The organism is Micromonospora sp. WMMD708 (assembly GCF_049315245.1).
Lineage (GTDB): Bacteria > Actinomycetota > Actinomycetes > Mycobacteriales > Micromonosporaceae > Micromonospora > Micromonospora wenchangensis.
The window spans coordinates 182,046-199,567 of the sequence record NZ_CP186060.1; the positions used below are offsets into that span (position 1 = coordinate 182,046).

General features: G+C 71.6%; 14 protein-coding genes. 5 read left to right on the top strand and 9 right to left on the bottom strand.

The genetic code is table 11. From position 1 onward, the window contains the following. Nucleotides 1-93 precede the first annotated feature (93 nt). The 4 genes from ACN260_RS00785 (at nucleotide 94) to folE (ending at nucleotide 3,988) form a co-directional block, all read left to right on the top strand. Nucleotides 94-231: a hypothetical protein gene (locus ACN260_RS00785; RefSeq protein WP_169733054.1), complete on the top strand. Its 138-nt coding sequence runs from the start codon at nucleotides 94-96 to the stop codon at nucleotides 229-231. 99 nt (nucleotides 232-330) lie between these two features. Next, complete coding sequence (hpt, locus tag ACN260_RS00790) at nucleotides 331-906, top strand: hypoxanthine phosphoribosyltransferase (protein WP_145922109.1); 576 nt, start codon at nucleotides 331-333, stop codon at nucleotides 904-906. A 377-nt stretch (nucleotides 907-1,283) separates the two neighbouring features. Next, nucleotides 1,284-3,290: an ATP-dependent zinc metalloprotease FtsH gene (gene ftsH / locus ACN260_RS00795; protein WP_145922108.1), complete on the top strand. Its 2,007-nt coding sequence runs from the start codon at nucleotides 1,284-1,286 to the stop codon at nucleotides 3,288-3,290. Nucleotides 3,291-3,325: 35 nt separating this feature from the next. Next, complete coding sequence (gene folE / locus ACN260_RS00800; RefSeq protein ID WP_422756579.1) at nucleotides 3,326-3,988, top strand: GTP cyclohydrolase I FolE; 663 nt, start codon at nucleotides 3,326-3,328, stop codon at nucleotides 3,986-3,988. Between the two features lie 35 nt (nucleotides 3,989-4,023). On the opposite strand, the gene ACN260_RS00805 is transcribed toward folE, so the two are convergent. Both ACN260_RS00805 and ACN260_RS00810 read right to left on the bottom strand, forming a co-directional pair. Further along, nucleotides 4,024-4,728: a hypothetical protein gene (locus tag ACN260_RS00805; protein WP_422754303.1), complete on the bottom strand. Its 705-nt coding sequence runs from the start codon at nucleotides 4,726-4,728 to the stop codon at nucleotides 4,024-4,026. A 262-nt stretch (nucleotides 4,729-4,990) separates the two neighbouring features. Further along, nucleotides 4,991-7,750 (bottom strand): FtsK/SpoIIIE domain-containing protein, encoded by a 2,760-nt coding sequence (locus ACN260_RS00810; RefSeq protein ID WP_422754304.1) that lies wholly within the window; start codon nucleotides 7,748-7,750, stop codon nucleotides 4,991-4,993. 225 nt (nucleotides 7,751-7,975) lie between these two features. Between ACN260_RS00810 and ACN260_RS00815 the strand changes: the two genes are divergently transcribed. Further along, on the top strand, nucleotides 7,976-8,536 hold the full coding sequence (locus ACN260_RS00815; protein ID WP_422756580.1) for a hypothetical protein: 561 nt from the start codon (nucleotides 7,976-7,978) through the stop codon (nucleotides 8,534-8,536). 3 nt (nucleotides 8,537-8,539) lie between these two features. Here the strand turns inward: ACN260_RS00815 and ACN260_RS00820 are convergent, their stop codons facing one another. Genes ACN260_RS00820 through ACN260_RS00850 form a run of 7 tightly spaced genes read right to left on the bottom strand, consistent with a single transcriptional unit; the run spans nucleotide 8,540 to nucleotide 17,379 of the window. After that, nucleotides 8,540-9,142, bottom strand: a complete 603-nt coding sequence (locus ACN260_RS00820; protein WP_422754305.1) for a hypothetical protein — start codon at nucleotides 9,140-9,142, stop codon at nucleotides 8,540-8,542. Nucleotides 9,143-9,155: 13 nt separating this feature from the next. Beyond that, nucleotides 9,156-10,331, bottom strand: a complete 1,176-nt coding sequence (locus tag ACN260_RS00825) for a M23 family metallopeptidase (protein ID WP_422754306.1) — start codon at nucleotides 10,329-10,331, stop codon at nucleotides 9,156-9,158. Then, nucleotides 10,328-10,876: a hypothetical protein gene (locus ACN260_RS00830; RefSeq protein WP_422754307.1), complete on the bottom strand. Its 549-nt coding sequence runs from the start codon at nucleotides 10,874-10,876 to the stop codon at nucleotides 10,328-10,330. The genes ACN260_RS00825 and ACN260_RS00830 overlap by 4 nt, the downstream gene beginning before the upstream one ends. Before the next feature lie 4 nt (nucleotides 10,877-10,880). After that, the gene (locus ACN260_RS00835) at nucleotides 10,881-12,851 is read right to left on the bottom strand and encodes an MFS transporter (RefSeq protein WP_422754308.1); all 1,971 of its coding nucleotides are present in this window, start codon (nucleotides 12,849-12,851) and stop codon (nucleotides 10,881-10,883) included. A 2-nt stretch (nucleotides 12,852-12,853) separates the two neighbouring features. After that, nucleotides 12,854-16,639 carry an ATP-binding protein gene (locus tag ACN260_RS00840; RefSeq protein WP_422754309.1) on the bottom strand — a complete coding sequence of 1,262 codons (3,786 nt, stop codon included), beginning with the start codon at nucleotides 16,637-16,639 and terminating at the stop codon, nucleotides 12,854-12,856. Between the two features lie 49 nt (nucleotides 16,640-16,688). Next, entirely contained in the window at nucleotides 16,689-17,051 is a 363-nt protein-coding gene (locus ACN260_RS00845) for a hypothetical protein (RefSeq protein WP_067302246.1), read from the bottom strand. Nucleotides 17,052-17,064: 13 nt separating this feature from the next. Further along, nucleotides 17,065-17,379 (bottom strand): hypothetical protein, encoded by a 315-nt coding sequence (locus tag ACN260_RS00850; RefSeq protein WP_088643869.1) that lies wholly within the window; start codon nucleotides 17,377-17,379, stop codon nucleotides 17,065-17,067. Between the last annotated feature and the right edge of the window lie 143 nt (nucleotides 17,380-17,522).

Here is a 17,522-nt window from a genome sequence, read left to right on the forward strand (position 1 = left end):
CTGTCCCGGCCCGGAGCCGGGGCGGAAACTGGGATGAGTCCGGTGCGCACCGGCGGCGAAAACCACGCAGATCGCGAGAAAGCGAGCGCCGCCATGCAGTTCCTGCTGTTCCTGCTCTTCCTCGCCGCGCTGACCGCCGCCTCGGCGTTCGGCCTGACCGCCGACACCCGCGACTCGGCCGACTGGAAGCCCACCGAGGAGGGCCGCCGCTGGCGATCCCGTACCTGCTGAGGTGATTGGTTCCGGTGTGCCGGAAAATTCGGGGCGGGACCGCGCCGAAAGGGGCGGCCCCGCCGACGCGGGCCCTCCGGCGTACGGCAGGCTAGGACCATGGCTGACGGCTCCTGGTACGACGCCGACATCGATCACGTGATCATCTCCGAGGCGCAGATCCGCGAGAAGACGGCGGAGCTGGCCAAGCAGGTCTCGGCGGACTACGCCGGGGTCACCGACGGGCTGCTGCTCGTCTGCGTCCTCAAGGGCGCGGTGATGTTCATGGCCGACTTCGCCCGCGCGCTGGGTCGGCAGGGTCCGCCCGTCGAGCTGGACTTCATGGCCATCTCCTCGTACGGCCAGGGCACCACCTCCTCCGGCGTGGTGCGCATCCTCAAGGACCTCGACCGGGACATCGCCGGCCGGCACGTGGTGGTCGTCGAGGACATCGTCGACTCCGGCCTGACCCTGTCCTGGCTGCTGCGGTACCTGGAGTCCCGGTCGGCCGCCAGCGTCGAGGTGGTGGCCCTGTTCCGCAAGCCCGACGCGGTGAAGGTCCCGGTGCCGGTCAAGTACGTCGGCTTCGACATCCCCACCGAGTTCGTCGTGGGTTACGGCCTCGACTTCGGCGAGCGCTACCGCGAGCTGCCCTACGTCGGGGTGCTCAAGCCCGAGGTCTACGCCCGCGCCTGAGTTCCGCCCGGACCGGTCGTCGTCGAGCGGACGTTCAGCGGGCTCCCAGGCAGTCCGACTACCGTGGGTGCCGGTGGCGTGGGACATTTCCGCGTCCGGCACCCCGACCGCGTGACCGGGCGGTCGACGGAGCCGGTGCGCACGTTCCCCGGCACGCCGGCTGAAACCCCGGTTCGCCGTACGCGTAACTGCGGGACTCGCAAGCTCCCGTGTCGCGTGCACGGTGTACCGTCGAATGACCGCGGTGCGGCAGTTCGCGCGCCTCGGGGTCGAGGCCGGCCCGCACGGCGGCTCGACGCCGCCCCCGGCGGCGACACCATTCAGACGGTCAGGACGTCGATCAGGAGGATGCGGGCGCCTCGGCGCTCGACAACAGCATGGAACGTACGCGTTTCTTCCGCCGACCGGTGGTCTGGATCATCCTGGTCATCCTCGGCGCCGTTGTGCTCAGTCAGCTGTTCACCGCTGGTCCCAGCTACCACCGGGTGGACACTTCCGTTGCGCTCGACCAACTGCACACCGCCAAGATCAACAAGGTCGTCTTCCAGGACAAGGAGCAGACGCTCCAGCTCAACCTGGCCGAGAAGACCAAGTTCGGCGACACCACGACCGACCGGATCGAGGCCCAGTTCCCCTACCAGGCCGGCGAGCAGGTCTGGAACGAGGTGCTGGAGGCCAAGGCGGCCAACCGGGTCACCGGCCCGGCCGACGCCAAGGTGTCGTCCGACAGCATCTGGGTGAGCCTGCTGGTCAACCTGTTGCCGATCGCGCTGCTCGTGCTCCTGCTGCTGTTCTTCATGTCGCAGATGCAGGGCGGCGGCTCCCGGGTGCTCAACTTCGGCAAGTCCAAGGCGAAGATGATCACCAAGGACACCCCGAAGACGACCTTCGCGGACGTCGCCGGGGCCGAGGAGGCGGTGGAGGAACTCCACGAGATCAAGGACTTCCTCCAGAACCCGGCGAAGTACCAGGCCCTGGGCGCCAAGATCCCGAAGGGTGTGCTGCTCTTCGGCCCGCCCGGTACCGGTAAGACGCTGCTGGCCCGCGCCGTCGCCGGCGAGGCCGGGGTGCCGTTCTACTCGATCTCCGGATCCGACTTCGTCGAGATGTTCGTCGGTGTCGGCGCGAGCCGGGTCCGGGACCTCTTCGAGCAGGCCAAGGCGAACGCCCCGGCGATCGTCTTCGTCGACGAGATCGACGCCGTCGGCCGGCACCGTGGTGCCGGCATGGGCGGCGGCCACGACGAGCGCGAGCAGACCCTCAACCAGTTGCTCGTCGAGATGGACGGCTTCGACACCAAGGGCGGGGTCATCCTGATCGCCGCCACCAACCGGCCGGACATCCTCGACCCGGCGCTGCTGCGTCCTGGCCGGTTCGACCGGCAGATCCCCGTCGACGCCCCCGACATGGAGGGCCGCAAGGCGATCCTTCGGGTGCACGCCAAGGGCAAGCCGTTCACGCCCGACGTCGACCTCGACGCCGTCGCCCGGCGTACCCCCGGCTTCTCCGGTGCCGACCTGGCCAACGTGATCAACGAGTCGGCGCTGCTCACCGCCCGCAAGGAACAGCGGGCGATCACCAACGACTCGCTTGAGGAGTCGATCGACCGGGTGATCGCCGGGCCGCAGCGCCGGACCCGGGTGATGAGCGACCAGGAGAAGAAGATCACCGCGTACCACGAGGGTGGGCACGCGCTGGTCGCCTGGGCGCTGCCGCACGCCGCGCCGGTGCACAAGGTGACGATCCTGTCCCGTGGCCGCTCGCTGGGGCACACCCTGGTCCTGCCGACCGAGGACAAGTACACCCAGACCCGGGCCGAGATGATCGACACCCTGGCGTACGCCCTGGGTGGCCGGGCCGCCGAGGAACTCGTCTTCCACGAGCCCACCACCGGCGCCGGCAACGACATCGAGAAGGCCACCCAGTTGGCCCGCGCGATGATCACGCAGTACGGCATGAGCTCGAAGCTCGGCGCGATCAAGTACGGCACCAGCGGGGACGAGCCGTTCCTCGGCCGCAACATGGGCCACGAGCGGGACTACTCCGACTCGGTCGCCGCCGAGATCGACGGCGAGATGCGGGCCCTGATCGAGCTGGCCCACGACGAGGCCTGGGAGATCCTGGTGGAATACCGGGACGTCCTGGACAACATGGTCCTGGAGCTGATGGAGAAGGAGACCCTCTCCACCGCCGACATGGCCCGGATCTGCTCCCGGGTGGTCAAGCGCCCGCCGATGGCCCCGTACAACGGCTTCGGCAAGCGCCTGCCCTCCACCGAGCCGCCGGTGCTCACCCCGGCCGAGAAGGAGAAGCTCAAGGCGCAGGCCACGGCCGACGGTATCTCCGTCGGCGGGGCCACGAACAACTCGGACGGTCTGCACTGAACACCGACGCCGTGGCCAGCCCCGACAACCCGGGGCTGGCCGCCTCGTCCACCGAGCCCGGTGACGAGACGTTGGACTACGTCGCCGCCCGGCTGATCAGCGGCAAGCTCAACGGTCGCCCGATCGAGGACACCATGGACCTCGGCCGGATCGAGAAGGCGGTCCGCGAGATCCTCATCGCGGTCGGCGAGGACCCCGACCGGGACGGCCTCCAACAGACCCCGGCCCGGGTCGCCCGCGCGTACGCCGAACTCTTCGCCGGCCTGCGGGTCGACCCGTCCCAGGTGCTCAGCACCACCTTCGAGGCCAACCACGAAGAGTTGGTGCTCGTCCGGGACATCGACGTGATGAGCCTCTGCGAGCACCACCTGCTGCCGTTCCGGGGCAGCGCGCACATCGGCTACATCCCCGGTCCCGACGGCCGGATCACCGGCCTGTCCAAGCTGGCCCGGCTGGTCGAGGTCTTCGCCCGCCGCCCGCAGGTGCAGGAACGGCTCACCGCGCAGATCGCCGACCTGCTGATGAGCAAACTGCAACCGCGTGGCGTCATCGTGATACTGGACTGCGAGCACATGTGCATGGCGATGCGCGGCATCCAGAAGTCCGGGGCCAAGACCATCACCTCGGCGGTGCGGGGCGTGCTCCAGCACGACGCGAAGTCCCGCGCCGAGGCGATGTCCCTGATCATTCCCCGCTGAGCCGCTGAGCCGCTGAGCGTAGGGGGCTGCGCCGGTCAACCGGCCAGCAGCGCCAGCGTTGTCCCGGCGGTGGTCACCACCGCCGGGACCAGGCAGGTCAGCAGCCCCAGCCGGGGCGTACGGTCCCACCGGCCGTCCGGCCCCGGCGGGAACAACCGGCCCACCCCCACCCAGCCCGCCGCGAACGCCGCCGCCGGCATCGGCAGACCCACCAGCAGCGCCGCCACGACCGCCGGTCCGGTGCCGAGGGCCATCAGGAGCAGCAGCTGCACCAGGGGCACGACCAGCGCCAGCGGACCGTACACCAGCAGGTTGCGCAACCGGGGCGGCCAGCCCGCAGGCCGCAGCGAACCGCGCGCCGCCAGCGCCGCGTCGGCACCCTCCGCCCAGCCCTGCGCCTTGCGCAAGCCTGCCAGCACCGCCGCCGGGCCACCCACCATCGCCCGGGTCGCCTCGGCCAGTTCCGGTGGCGTCGGGGTCAGCGAGATCGCCGGTACGCCCAGCTCGCGCAGCCGGGCCTGCTGCGGCGTCAGGCGGGCGCGCACCTCGGTCAACTCGGCGCGCGCCGCCTCCACCGCCCGGGCCTGTGCCGCTGCGGCCGTCGCCGCGCCCCGGCGTACCCCGTCGAGCTGACGGGCGGCGGCCAGGTAGTCGGTCCAGGCGGCGGCCACCGACGGGGTCGGCTCGCCCCCGGCCCGCTGCCGGACCGGGGCCACCGTCACGGCGTCGTCGATGCTCACGGCCGAGGCTCCTCGCAGCTCGTCACGCCCGGTCCTCCTCGCGGTCGGTCACCTGCGGTCCTCCCGAGGGTCGGTCCCGCATGCCGCACGTCGCGGCCGGAGCCGCGTGGCCGCCCTGCTGCCCTGCCGGCTCCGCGCGGGCCGCCCTCGGGGCCGCTCGTGCCGGCCCCGTCGTGGACGGTCTGCGCGCGGACCCCGTCGTGGATGGTCTCCGCGCATGTCCCGTTGTGGGCGGTCTCCGCGCGGGCCCCGCCGTGGCCGATCATGCCGGGTCCGCCTCGTCGGCGAACGGCACCAGGACCGTGCCCCGGTCGTCGGTGGTGTCCCAGAGGACCACCCGGGCCGGCCGGGGACGCCAGTGCACCGGGTGCCCGAAGAGCGGGGCGAGCTGCGCACCCGGCACGTCGACCGCCGCGACCGCGGCCAGCTTCCCGACCTCGCCGTCCGGCCCCACCAACCCGGCCAGCGGAGGCACCGTCCGCCACCAGCCGAGCAGGTGCCGACCCGCCGGCGGGCCCTCCCGCAGCAGCGCACGCAGCCGGTCCGGCGGCAGCTCCTCCGTCGAGGGTACGTCCACCCCGAACACCACCAGGTAGGTCGGACAGGTACCCGAGACCTCGGTCGGCAACCCCGGTCCGTCCACCGTCGACACCCGATGGCGCTCACCCAACTCGGCGGCGAGCGCGGCGGCCAACGGCGCGGACCCCTCGGCCAACGGCGCGAGCACGAACTCCGCGCCGCCAGGCGGATGGTGCGCGGCGGTGCTGCGCGCGGCCGTCGCCAGCAGCGTCGCCGCCGCCGTACCAGGCCCGAGGACAGCCAGGTTACGGCCGGCCACCGGGCCCAGCGGCACCGCCACGGTCGTCCGGGCCACGTCGACCGCCCGGCCCAGCAGTGCTGCGGGTGCCCCGCACCGACCGGCGACGGCGGCGCGCATGCGGGGGTCGTTGCCCAGCAACGGCCGGGCCCAACCCGCGAACACCACAGGCGGTACGGCATCCTCCGGCCGTGCCGCGAACAGCCGGTGCCGCAGCTCCTCCACCACCTCCGGGGCGTCGTGCGGGTCGGGGAATCGGACCAGCCGCTCATGCCCGCGCGTCGCGCCGCGTGGGCCGCCCAGACCACCGGCGGTGTTGACCACGGCACTGCCCACCGCCAGACCGGCGGCGGCGTCGTTGGTCGGCATCAGCACCGCACTGCCGCCGGCAAGCGCCACCCGCACCGGGAACTGCCCCAGCACCGAGTCCCGGGGTGCCGCTCCCGCGCCGACGCCGAGGTCACCCGCGCCGGCCAGCACCAGGTGCACGCCGTACCCGCGACCCGACCTGGCCAGCCCGTCCAGGCGGGCCAGCACCTCGGCGGCCACCGGTTCCCGGTCCGACAGCAGCAGCGGAAAGTTGTCGATGACACAGACGACGCGCGGCAGCACCTGATGGTCACGCAGCTCGGCGAAACGATGGCCGCCGATCCGCGCCGCCACCTCCTCCCGGCGGTGGATCTCCGCCGCCAACTGGTCGAAGAGGTCCCGAACGTACTCCGGGTCGGCGGCCATCCCCGCCGCGCGGACCTGAGGCACCCACGACCTGTCCCGCCGGGTCTGGAGGAACTCCACGAACGACTCCCCGGCACCCAGGTCCACCAGGTACAGGGCCAGCTCGTCCGGGCCGTAACGGGCGGCCAAGCCGAGCAGCGTGTTGGTCAGGAAGGCCGCCCGGTCCGCATCCGACCGACCGCTGACCAACCAGTGCGGGGTCAACTCGGTGAAACCCACGGTGACCGGCCGGCCGCCGGCGTCGCCCACCGTGGTGGACAGGCCGTCGACCGAGGAGGACGCCCAGAGTGACGCGTCCCCGGGCGGCAGCAGTTCGGCGAGGCCCAACCGGGAGCCCGCCTCGATCTGGTCGGCCAGCCGACGACAGACGGCGTCGATCAGCTCCGCGCCGGGGTCCTCGTCGACGAGGACGGGACAGTTCAGACCACCCGGCGCATCGGTGCCCGGCCCGCTGTACGGGCTGCCCGGCGGATCACCCAGCAGCGCGTACGAGGTGCGTAGCCGTACCGGGGTGGCCTGTGGCAACGGTGGCCGGGTCGTCGGCCAGCCGGCGACCACCAGGTGCAGCCCGGCACCCCGGCCCCGTTCGGCGAGCGCCACGATCCGGTCCAGGTCACTCGGCGCGGTCGACCCGGGCAGCCCGGCGACAACCACCAGCAGCGTCCGGTCGTGCCGGCGGGGTCGGCCGGCTCCCGGGGAGACCCACTGCTCGGCCTCGGCGAGCACCGCCCTCAGCCCGGCGACGTCCGTCGCCGCAGGGGGGAACAGCCCGGCGTCGGCCAGCGCGGTGAACGGGGTGAAGACGGCCCCCTCCCGGGGGCTTGTCGTCCCGCTGCGCTGCGGTGCGGCGCTCGTGTCGGCGGCGGCGCTTCGGGGGACGGTCCCTGTGCTGCCGGCTCTGGTGTCGGATCGCCCGACGCCGGCTTGTTCCATGCCAGCCCTGCCGGTGTCGGTGGTGAGCGGGCTGGTGGTGTCGTCGGCGGTGCCAGGTCGGGTGCCGGTGCCTGCGGTGCCCGACGTGGCGGTGCCGTCGATGCCCCGGACCAGTAGGCAACCCGCCGGAGTGGCCGCCAGCATGCGCAGCAACACGGCCCGGACGAGACCCGCCACCCGGGTGTCACGCACGTCCGCGTCGAGGGTCAGGTGCGCCGAGCCGAGCAGCGGCACCAGCGCCGGGAAGCGCGCATCCTCCAGCGGGGCACCCGTCCCGATCCGGACGAAGGGCGGATGCTCCTCACCACACGGCGTGTCCGCCGACAGGTCCGTCAAGGCGTCCCCGGCCCAGCCCGGGGCGAGCAGGGTGGCGGCGTGCCGCAGCCGGTCCGCCAGCTCGTACTGGCGGCGTTGGTCGGCGGGGGCCGGACGGATCTCGTCGAGGACCGTGGCGGCAGCGGCGACGGTCGCGGCGGCCCGGCGGTGCAGGGCTGCGGCGCGGTTCGTGCGAGCCTTCGGACCGGCCACCGCGTCCACCCCTCTTTCCGAGGTGCTCCACCCCGCTGTTCGCGACGGGAAGCCTCCCCGACTGCAGACCGTATCCCAGCCCTGGCCGCTCCTCCGGGAAGCGCGGCGGCGATGCGCCGGGCTTGTCGCACATCGCGGCAAACTCTCACCTCCCGGGGTCGTCCTGTCACGATCCGCAGCCTCCGGGGCATTGGGTACGGAGCGTCCAGCCGATAGCCTCAGGGGGTGGAATCAGTGCAGCCCCCCGCCGGTTCCCAGGTGTCCCGAGTACCGGCGCAGCGGACCCCACCGGAGCACTCGGCCCCCCCTGCGCCGCTGCCGGTGCCGCAGCGTCCACCCCGTCGGCTCCGGACCGTCCTCACCGTCGTCGCCGGGGTGCTGGCGTTGCTCTGCGTCGGCGGTGGGATCACCGGCTACGTGCTGTACGAGCGGGCCGCCACTCCGGATCGCAGCGCCCCGGACGTCGTCGTCGACAACTATCTGCGTGAGTTCCTGGTCAACGAGAACGACACCCGTGCCAGCCTTCTCGTCTGCCAAGATGCGGATCTTGGTGCGGTTGCGGCTCTCCGTGACGAGTTGCGACAACGAGAAAGCAAATTCAATGTTGTGGTAAGAGTTGGCTGGGGGGCGTTGACCAGAGTGGAAACGCCTAAGGGTGAGTCCGTGACGACCACTTTGACTATCTCGGGTTCGGCCAACGGTCAGCAGCGAAGCAGCCGTCGGGAGGACTGGACGTTCGAGGTCGTCGACATTCGTGACGGCTGGCGTGTTTGCGGTGCGCGGAAGGCTGTCTGACAGTCATTCGATCCATAGCAGGTCGACGGGGATTTCCATCGTGGTGGGCGGTTGTCCGCGCCAGGCCCAGCGGTACCACTCCAGTTCCGGCGTGACCCGGACACAGATGTCACCGTCGGCACCGGAGTAGGACTCGGTCACCGCGCGTAGATCGCGGTGTTCGACGGCGTCCTCGACGTGGACCACCCGTCGTCCGCTGACCGCGTCGGTCTCGAAGACCGGGGTGGGGGGCCGGTGCGTCGGCCCGTCCAGCGAGACGAGTTGGATCCCCTGTTCCCGCACCGGTCCGGTATGCGCAGGCCGGTCACCCAGGGTCTCCACCCAGACCCGCTCCACGGGGACGAGCGGGGCGAAGACCTCCACCTGGTCGGCCTCAGCCCGGTACCACTCGTGTTCGGGGATGACCGGCACGTAGGTACGACTGCCCTGTACCACCCGCTCGTCGGCGCGCAGGTCTCCGCGCCAACCGAGGCCGGGGAGCCCGACGAGGACCCGCCGACCGCGCAGCTCGACCCGGCCGGTGGCGGGAACGATCTCGACCGGTCGTGGTGGAAGTGGTGCCCAGTCGGGCTGACCGGCGAACGGGTCCGGCAGTGGTCCGCTCATCGGGGCGACAGCCTCATGCCGAACCGTTAAGCGGTGCACCACGTTGCCGCATGAACGGCACCGGATTGATCCCGCCGGAGAAGCTGCGGTTGCTGTCGACGTGCACCTCGAAGTGCAGGTGCGGGCCGGATGAGTTGCCACTGCTCCCGACCAGCCCGATCACCTCTCCGGCCTTGACGAGCTGCCCGGGGACCACCCGGGGCTTTTCGATCATGTGGCAGTACCGGGTGATGAAGCCACCGGCGTGCAGGATGTCGACGAACCAGCCGCACCCTCCCTTGCCCGGGAAGCCGTCGACGTCACAGTTGCGAACTCCACGATGGTCGGGATCGCAGCGGGCCACCAGCACCCGACCGGTGGCGGCGGCATGGATCTCGGTTCGCTTGCGGGCACCGATGTCCACGCCGTTGTGTCGCGGTCGGCTCGCCGTACGGAAGCCGGAGCCGACCCCACCGTCGATCGGTGCGGTCCAGCCGGAGGCGGCGATGGCGCGGGCGGAGGCCCGGTCGCACACCGCCCGCTCCGCGATCTGGACCGTGCGGGCAGCCCCACCGGCGAGCGCGTTGACGATCTGACTGGCGACGTCCTCGTGCTTCGCGTACGCGTCGGGATAGGCGCTGATCTGCACCTTCTGAGCGGCCCGGGTCAGGGGCATCCGCTCCCAGCCGTCGATCTTCACCAGCTTCTCGTAGAACTTGCGGGCCGCGTAGTCGGGACTCATCCGCTGGGTGACGCTGCCCCAGCCGGCCCGCTGCTGGAATAGACCGAGGGAGTCGTGGTCGGAGCCGACACCCTCGTTCGGGATGCCACGGGAGCCGGCGACGGTGCTGTTGGACAGGTTGCGCAGCGCCGACTCCTGCATCGCCGTCGCCACCGCGATCACCCAGCCCCGCGGTGGCACCTTCATATCCTGACCGACCTTGATGATGATCGCGGCATTGCGCATCTGACTGGCCCCGTACGCGGACATCCGAGGCATTTTGCCGGTGACGTTGACCCGGTGCTCGTCATCGCACTGCTGCTCGTCCGACACCAGGGTTTCCTGGTCGCCGCCAAGGTTGGTCAGGAAGAACGCGGCACTGCCGCCACCGCAGCAGAGCAACGTGAGAGCGCCGGTCAGCGCGGCGGCGACGGCACCCACCCGGACCCGGCGGCGTGAGGCTCCGGTCTGTGACAGTTCGGCAGTCATTCCCGCTCCCAGTCCACGGCATCCACCAACCAGCGGCCGTCGGGGGCAACCAGTTCCAGCCGCAGCTGTCCGCCCTCCAACGGAACCAGAACCTCCGTGAAGACCGCCGTCCGAGGTCGCAGCGTCGGAGGGCCGGCGATCTTGACAGCAGGCACTCCCGCCGGGTCGGCGCCGGTCAATTTCTCGGTGAGTTCCGGCGTCGACATCGGCCGCAGAGCGGCCTGCCACTGCTCCGCAGTGGTGGTGGAACCGCCCAGCCAGGCGGTGGTGAACCGGGCCGCCGTCTGCTCGGGGGTCAACTCCCCGGGCCGGGTACGTGGTGACTCCGGGACCGGGGTGGCGACGACCCCGTCGTCACCCTCCTCCGGATCGACGGTCGTGATCGGTTCCCGTGGGCGGGTGCTGAGCCCCGCTGTGAGATCGTCGGGACCAGACACCAGACGAGCGGTACCGATCACCCCTAGCACCAGTACGGCGATCACGAGCGCGATGCCGAGCCGCGACCGGATGAGTCGCGTGAAGAGGAGTTCGACCGCTCGCCGCATCGCGTCACCTCGCCTCGGAGCGGATACGAGGGCTTGACTTCACGGGTGTCGGTGCCGGCGCGGAGTCAGGTCGGTAGACCACGAAGGACGGGGCCTCCTCCGGGACGTCCGGCTCGGTCCAACTCGCCGGGCGGCGTCGGGGGCGGGGTGCGGCCGTGGGCCGACTGCTCTCCCTCGCCGGTGGCTTCACCTCGGTTTCGTCGGCGCGTTCGCGCCCATCCGGGCGATCCCGCTGGGCCGGCGTGCTGACCGTTGAGTGGCTGGGGTCCTCCCGCCTGGCCTCAGGGCGTAGGGTTGCCGATTCCAGCGGGGCCCCGCGCCCCCGGGTGAGCTTCGGCTCGGCCGTGCCCCCCGGCTCGGCCACGTCGAGTCGGGCGGCGACGCGCATGTCCCGGAAGAACCGGCGGTGCCACGACCCGGCTGAGCCGACCGCCTCACTGCTGTCCTTGCCACCTAGCTGGGTGATCCTCCGGTAGGGCCGGAGCAGCAGCCAGCCGACCACACCGCAGAGCCAGACCAGCACCACCTGGAGCCAGCCCGGCAGGGTCGGAGTGCTCATGATCAGGTCGACGGCGAACAGGTAGATCGCCGCTCCGGTGCCGAAGATGGCGATGTTGAACACGGCAGCGACCACGGCGTTCGCCAGCCGTCGCAGCCCGGCGCTGGCCGGGCGGAGCAGGCCGATCGTGCCCAGGATCGGTGCGGCGATCACCGCCCACCGGAAGATCATGAATCCGAGCAGCACCAGCAGCGAGGCGGTGAGGTCGAACATGGCGAAGAGCAACGCGGCGAGGACCGCAATGAACCCGGAACCGATCCGGTCCATGTCCCGGCTGCCCTGGAGATACTCGTATGCCTCAGGATCCTCGGTCTTGATCTGCTCGGCGACCGTCATCCACTGCTGCTGCTTGGCCTTGATGGTGGCGTCGCGGGTGGCGGGGTTCTCCCGGAGCTTCTCGGCCTCCTCCCAGGAGAGCGACTTAGCATCGTAGAGGGCAGCCCCGTACTTCTTGGCTGTCTCGCTGTCCGCCGAACCCAGGACCCCACGCAGCCAGTTGCGGTACAACATTGATTCCGTGGCGGTATCACTGGCGCGGACGGCCGGGGGGCGGCTGTCCTTGCACGCATCAGGATTCGGATCGTCACATTGGTCCGCCGGTGTGTCGCGTGCTGCCGGGCCGATTGCGTCGTGGATGACGCCCAGTGAGGTGATGAGGGTGCCGTCGGCAATGTTGGCGGACTTCACCGGCCAGGCGGCCAGAGCGGTCACCGCGACCATCACCAGCAGAGCCCAGCCTGCGGTGGTCATCGCGTTGCTCATGTCCGACTGGCGGGAGCGCCAGAGCAGGTAGAGGCCGACCACGCAGAGCGTCACGATGCCGAAGACGCTGAACACCTTCTGGTAGACGGCCTTGGTCGCCTTCTCCACCAGCGGGTCGGCCCAGTTCCACATCGACCGGGGGTCCCAGGCGCGTTCCCGGAGCGCGTTCGAGGCACCCACGACGGCAGTTGCCATCATGAGTTCGCCGTTGGCGACGGTGGTGGTGAACTTGTAGTCCGGATGCAGGACGGTGGAGGCACAGCCCCCTTCCACGTCGTACGTGTTGAAGCTGTAACCGCCGTAGCCGTAGTCGCTGTAGAAGCCTTTCGGTCCGGGGAGCTTCGACGAGTCGGGGCGGGAGGCGAACCACCCGGCCAGGCCGGAGTCCGGGGCCGACGGTACCGGCGGCTTACGGCAGTCCACCTCCGTCTCGCTGACCTGCTTGAGCTTGCCGACGCAGGCGCGGAAGTCGGCCTGCCACTCCTTGGTGGTACAGAGATCGGCAGCCGCCCGCGCCGTCAGGGTTGTCTGCACTGTGGCCGGGGTACGGGCGTACGCCGGTGTGGCCCCGACCACCGGCCAGGCGATCGTGGCACCGGCGAGTACGCCGAGTGCGAGGAGGAGCGCCGTGATCCGTGCCCGGGCCCTCGCCATTGTCACGCCTCCAGATCAGCCAGGACGGTCGGCAGTATCCCGGCGGCCTGGGCGACCGCGGCGGGGGTGGTGTCGAGGTGATCCAGCAGCCCCTCGACGTACGACACGTCGACCCGGACCTTCTGCACCCGGCCGTCCACGTCCCGCATGACGAACTCGCGGAAGCCGAGCCGGGTGGCGGAGGTGGTGTCGACGGCGGACAGGGAGGCCAGGGTGGCCTCGTAGCCGTCGTCGACCGGCACCCGGAGCAGCCGGAGCGCCTCGGAGGCGATCTCGGTGTCCTCGGCGATGCGGCCGACGAAGACGGTGGAGACGAGGTTCTGGACGTCGAGGCCGAGGATGTCCTTCGGGTTCTGCGAGGCGACCAGGGCGGCGAGGTTCCACTTGCGGGAGTCGCGGGCGAGGCGGACCAGGAAGGACCGGCCGGAGCGCCAGCCCTCCATGAAGTGCGCCTCGTCCAGGCCGACGAGTTTGCGCGAGGACATCGACCCGCCGTAGCAGCGGCGGACGGCGAGGCGGTGCGCGGTGTGCAGCATCGGCAGCGCCAAGGCCTCCTCGGCCGACCAGTACTCGCGTTCGATCTTGAGGTCGGGCAGCCGCAGGCCGGCCATGGTGATCACGGTGAGCGCCGCCCCGGCGCCGAGCAGCCCTTCCGGCGGACGACCGAAGAAGAGCATGGCCAGCGGCATCTCGGCGGTGTCGAGCAGCAGGTGGGCCAGTTCCCGGCCGGCGTCGTCGTCGAGCCCCTGCAGGCAGGTGACCACGTCGTCCAGGGTGGACGTCTCCTCGGCCGGCACCTGGCGTACCGCGTGCCGGAACAGGGTGGCGGTGGACGCCTCCCGGGCCACCTGCGGCGGCACCAGCATCATGCAGATGTCCTGAACCAGCATGCGTCGCTCGGCCCGGGCGTTGGAGACGGCGATCTCGAACTCCCGGTCGCCCGCCGCCCCGGAGGTGAACTCGGTCCGCAGCGGGGTGGGGATGAGGGCGTACGGGGCCAGCGTCCCCGGTTCCGAGCCGGTCAGGTTGAGCACCCGGGCGTACGGCTTGAGTTCCGGCATGGCGCACAGCCGGGCCAGCGGTCCGGACGGGTCGAGCAGGGTGACCTGCACGCCCCGCCGGGCGGCCAGGTAACCCAGCGCGCCGAGCAGGGTCGACTTGCCACCACCGGGTTCGGCGACGAAGACGGCGAGCCCGGAGCGCTCGCGTACCTCCATCGGGAAGTGCAGGTCGAGGAAGACCGGCCGGCGGCAGGTCCCGGCGGTACGCCCGATCAGGTCGCCCCGGCGGTCACCGACGGTCGACGCCGCCTGGGGGAGCGCGGCGGCCAGCAGCGGCACCGGCATCCGGCGGACGTACCCGGTGTTGGCGATCGGTTCGCCGGGGATGAACTCCCGGGCCAGCCAGTCCTGGTTCTTCGGGTGTTGCAGCGAGATGCGCAGTTCCCGGGAGTAGAGCTGGATGAGCCGGCGGGCCCGTTCCATGCACTCCTCGCGGGTCCGGCCGCCCACGGCGATCCGGTGCCAGCCGTGTGCCCGGGCGGAGTCCACCGGCAGACCGGTGGTCATCTCGTCGCCGATCACCAGCGCCCGCTTGGCGAGCCGTTCCAACTCGGGCGGGGCGTCGATGCCGTGCTCGGCATAGTCGAGCTGCTGCGACCGGATCATCCGCAGCCGGTGTTCGAGGTTGCGGAAGGAGTCGCCGGAGCCGAGGATGTCGACCCGGGTGGAGATCTCCATCGGCCAGGGCAGCCGTTCGTGGAAGTGCAGCCAGGGTTCGTGCCGTTCCGGGATCTCCAACGGCTCCATCCGGCCTACCGCGAGTACGGCCACGTGGCGTTCCTCGCCGGTCATCCGGTTGACCAGTTTGACAGTCGTGCCGTACGGGGTGCGGTAGCGCTCGACCTGTTCGGTGAGGGCGAGCAGGTCACCGCGTTCCCACCGGCCGTTGGTCACCGGGGAGAGCGCACCGGGCGGGGCCATGCACAGCGCCACCGACCGGTAGAGCAGCCATTCCAGCTCCTGAGCGGTGACCCGCCGACCCCGCATGCCGAAGCTGCCCAGCACCTCGTCGAACTGCTCGACGGTGCGCCCCAGCTTGCGGCGTTCACCGTCGGCGGTGCCCCTGCCGAAGGCGCGCAGCAGACGTTCGGTGAGGGAGTCGCCGAGGGAACGACGGGCGAAGGTGACCCCCAGGTAGGTCTGCCCCTCGGCGTGGTTGACCGCCATCAGGTGCTGCTGCGCGGCGACCAGGTGGTCGGCCCAGCCGGCCGTGCCGGGGACGTCGGGCAGCGGCGACGCGGTGTGCGCGTCGATGGTGCGGGCCCACTCGTCGGCGGGGAACGGCCGGGTGGTGCGGCGCAGGTGCAACCGGAAGCCGGCCAGGCCGGCGTACTGCTCGGAGATGGCGGAGAGCAGCGCCTCGCGTTCGGCGTCCGGACGGAACGCCCAGCGCACCTCGGGGAGCCAGTACCAGGCGGTGACCGTGTTGGGGGTGAACGTCAGGTGTCCGGCGATCTCGGTGATGGCCAGCTCGATCGACGGGTCCCGGTCCCCGAACTTGATCTTCGGTGGGCGTACCCGGACCGGCTTGGTCGCGGCGGTGCGGCGGCTCGCCGCACGGTCGCGGGGCGTGGCCAACTCCCGGGAGCCGGGGTCGGCCGGCGCGAGCCGGTCGGAGTCGACGGGTGCGGGCCGGTCCGGTCCGGCGGCCGGCGCACCGGCCGGGGCGACCACGGCCTCCGCCCGGATCGGCTCGGCCGGGTCCGGCCAGGCCGGCTCGACGTCCTCCGGCCAGGCCGGCCCGACGGGTTCGGGCCAGGCCGGGGTCGGGGTCGCAGCCGGGGTGGGTCGGGGTCGGGGGGTCAGGGTCGTGTCCCGCCGGGACTGGCCGGCGTTCTCCCGTCGGGCCTGGTCGGCGGCCTCGCGTCGACCCCGCTCCGCCGCCTCGCGCCGGGCCGCCTCGGCCGCGTCCCGCCGGGCCTGCTCGGCGGCCTCGCGCCGGGCCGCCTCCGCCGCCTCGCGTTCGGCACGTACCACCGCCTCGCGATGTGCCGCCTCGGCCACCTCGCGGCGGGCCGCGTCCGCCGCCTGTTCGGCGGCCTCCCGACGGGCCCGCTCGGCGGCCTCGCGCCGGGCGCGGTCGGACGCCTCCCGGGCCCGTTCGGTGGCCTCCCGGCGGGCGCGTTCGGCCGCCTCCCGCGCGGTGAGCGGTTCGCCGGTGTCCCGGGGGAACGGGTCGGTGGGGACCCGGCGCGGGGCCCGCTGCGGCGCCTCGGCCGGACGGTCGCCGGTCGGGTTCGCCGTCGACCGGTCGCCCTGCTGGTGCGGAACGCGGGTACGCACGGTCGGTGGGGCCGCCTCGATGGCCGCCGCAGGTGCCTGCGCCTCGATGGCCGGCGGCGGGGTCGGGGTGGGGGCCGGTTGGTGCGGCACGGGTCGGTGCCCCCGGCCCGGTCCCCGGCGCGCGGGGGTGCCGGGCGACGGGGTGGCGCCGGGGCGGGGACCACCACCGAAGAGATCGAGGAAGGGGGAGTCGATGTCGGTGCCGTCGCCCACCAGCATCGGGGCGGCGGCTGCCGGCTCGGCCGGCGGGGTGCCCCGGTCAGGGCCGGGCCGGGGAGCCTGGAACACCCCCACGCCGCCCTGTCCCGGGTCGGTGAGCAGGGACGGGTCGTACGGCTCGTCGTCCCGCAGCTCCTCCTGGGGGTAGTCGAACGACCGCGCACGGTTACCGTGTGGGGCGCTGTGTCGTCCGGCCGGGAAACCCGGCGTGGAAGAGCGACTCATTCGACCGCCTCACCCGTGTGGTCCGACTGCCCGATAGGGGTACGCCCCGTCATGCCAGTTCCTCCCGGATCCTGATCCGGCTGCCGACCAGGCGGGGGTCCCGCAGTTCGGCGGCCGGTTCCCGGGTGCGTCGCCAGTCGGTCAGCGCGGTGCGGATGACCATCCGCGCCGGCCGGTCCGGGTCGACGTACCGGAAGATGAACGAGGTGCTCACGATGGCGAGCGCGATCTCCCAGGCGGGAAAGAGCTCGACCTGCAGCGTGAACAGCCAGTGGATGAACATGTAGAGGGGCACGAGCAGCATGAACAGCCCGTACTGGGCGTACGGGAGGTGGACCGGAAGGGTGTAGCCGGGCGGCCCGAGGTAGACCAGGCGGGCCCGGTAGATGTCGTCGTCGGTGCGCAGCCGCATGTCTCGCCCGCGCCTATTCGAAGATCAGATCGATCAGGTAGTCACCGATGAAGAAGAGTGTTGCCGCGCCGGCGATGAAGGCCAGCCCGACGATCGCGATGGCCGAACTGGTCAGCACCTTGGAGATCTCGCCCCGGCTGGCCCGGCCGATGAAGATGACCCCGAGCACGGCGAGCAGGATGGGTGCGATCTTGCTGGCGAAGAAGGTGACGACACCGTTGGTGTCGATGCCCTTGGGGGCCGGTTCGGCGAGTGGCGTCGTCGCCAGGGTGTGCAGCACCTGTGCGACGCCGGAAGACGTCGTCTCCATCAGCTCGAAGGCGATCACTGGAACCTCCCCATAACGCGGCCGGCGGTGCCGCGGTGGTGCAGTAGGCAAGCCTGGCGGGAATGTGCTCACTGTGCACAGCGTCGATGACGCGGCGCGGGTCTCTCACCACGCAGAGTGGCGAGATTTGGGGGGATTTTCCC

Bases quoted from the DNA above. Each gene is read 5' to 3' on its own strand.
- ACN260_RS00785 (WP_169733054.1), top strand. From the start codon at position 94: ATGCAGTTCCTGCTGTTCCTGCTCTTCCTCGCCGCGCTGACCGCCGCC.
- hpt (WP_145922109.1), top strand. From the start codon at position 331: ATGGCTGACGGCTCCTGGTACGACGCCGACATCGATCACGTGATCATC.
- ftsH (WP_145922108.1), top strand. From the start codon at position 1,284: ATGGAACGTACGCGTTTCTTCCGCCGACCGGTGGTCTGGATCATCCTG.
- ACN260_RS00820 (WP_422754305.1), bottom strand. From the start codon at position 9,142: ATGAGCGGACCACTGCCGGACCCGTTCGCCGGTCAGCCCGACTGGGCA.
- ACN260_RS00825 (WP_422754306.1), bottom strand. From the start codon at position 10,331: ATGACTGCCGAACTGTCACAGACCGGAGCCTCACGCCGCCGGGTCCGG.
- ACN260_RS00830 (WP_422754307.1), bottom strand. From the start codon at position 10,876: ATGCGGCGAGCGGTCGAACTCCTCTTCACGCGACTCATCCGGTCGCGG.
- ACN260_RS00835 (WP_422754308.1), bottom strand. From the start codon at position 12,851: ATGGCGAGGGCCCGGGCACGGATCACGGCGCTCCTCCTCGCACTCGGC.
- ACN260_RS00840 (WP_422754309.1), bottom strand. From the start codon at position 16,639: ATGAGTCGCTCTTCCACGCCGGGTTTCCCGGCCGGACGACACAGCGCC.
- ACN260_RS00845 (WP_067302246.1), bottom strand. From the start codon at position 17,051: ATGCGGCTGCGCACCGACGACGACATCTACCGGGCCCGCCTGGTCTAC.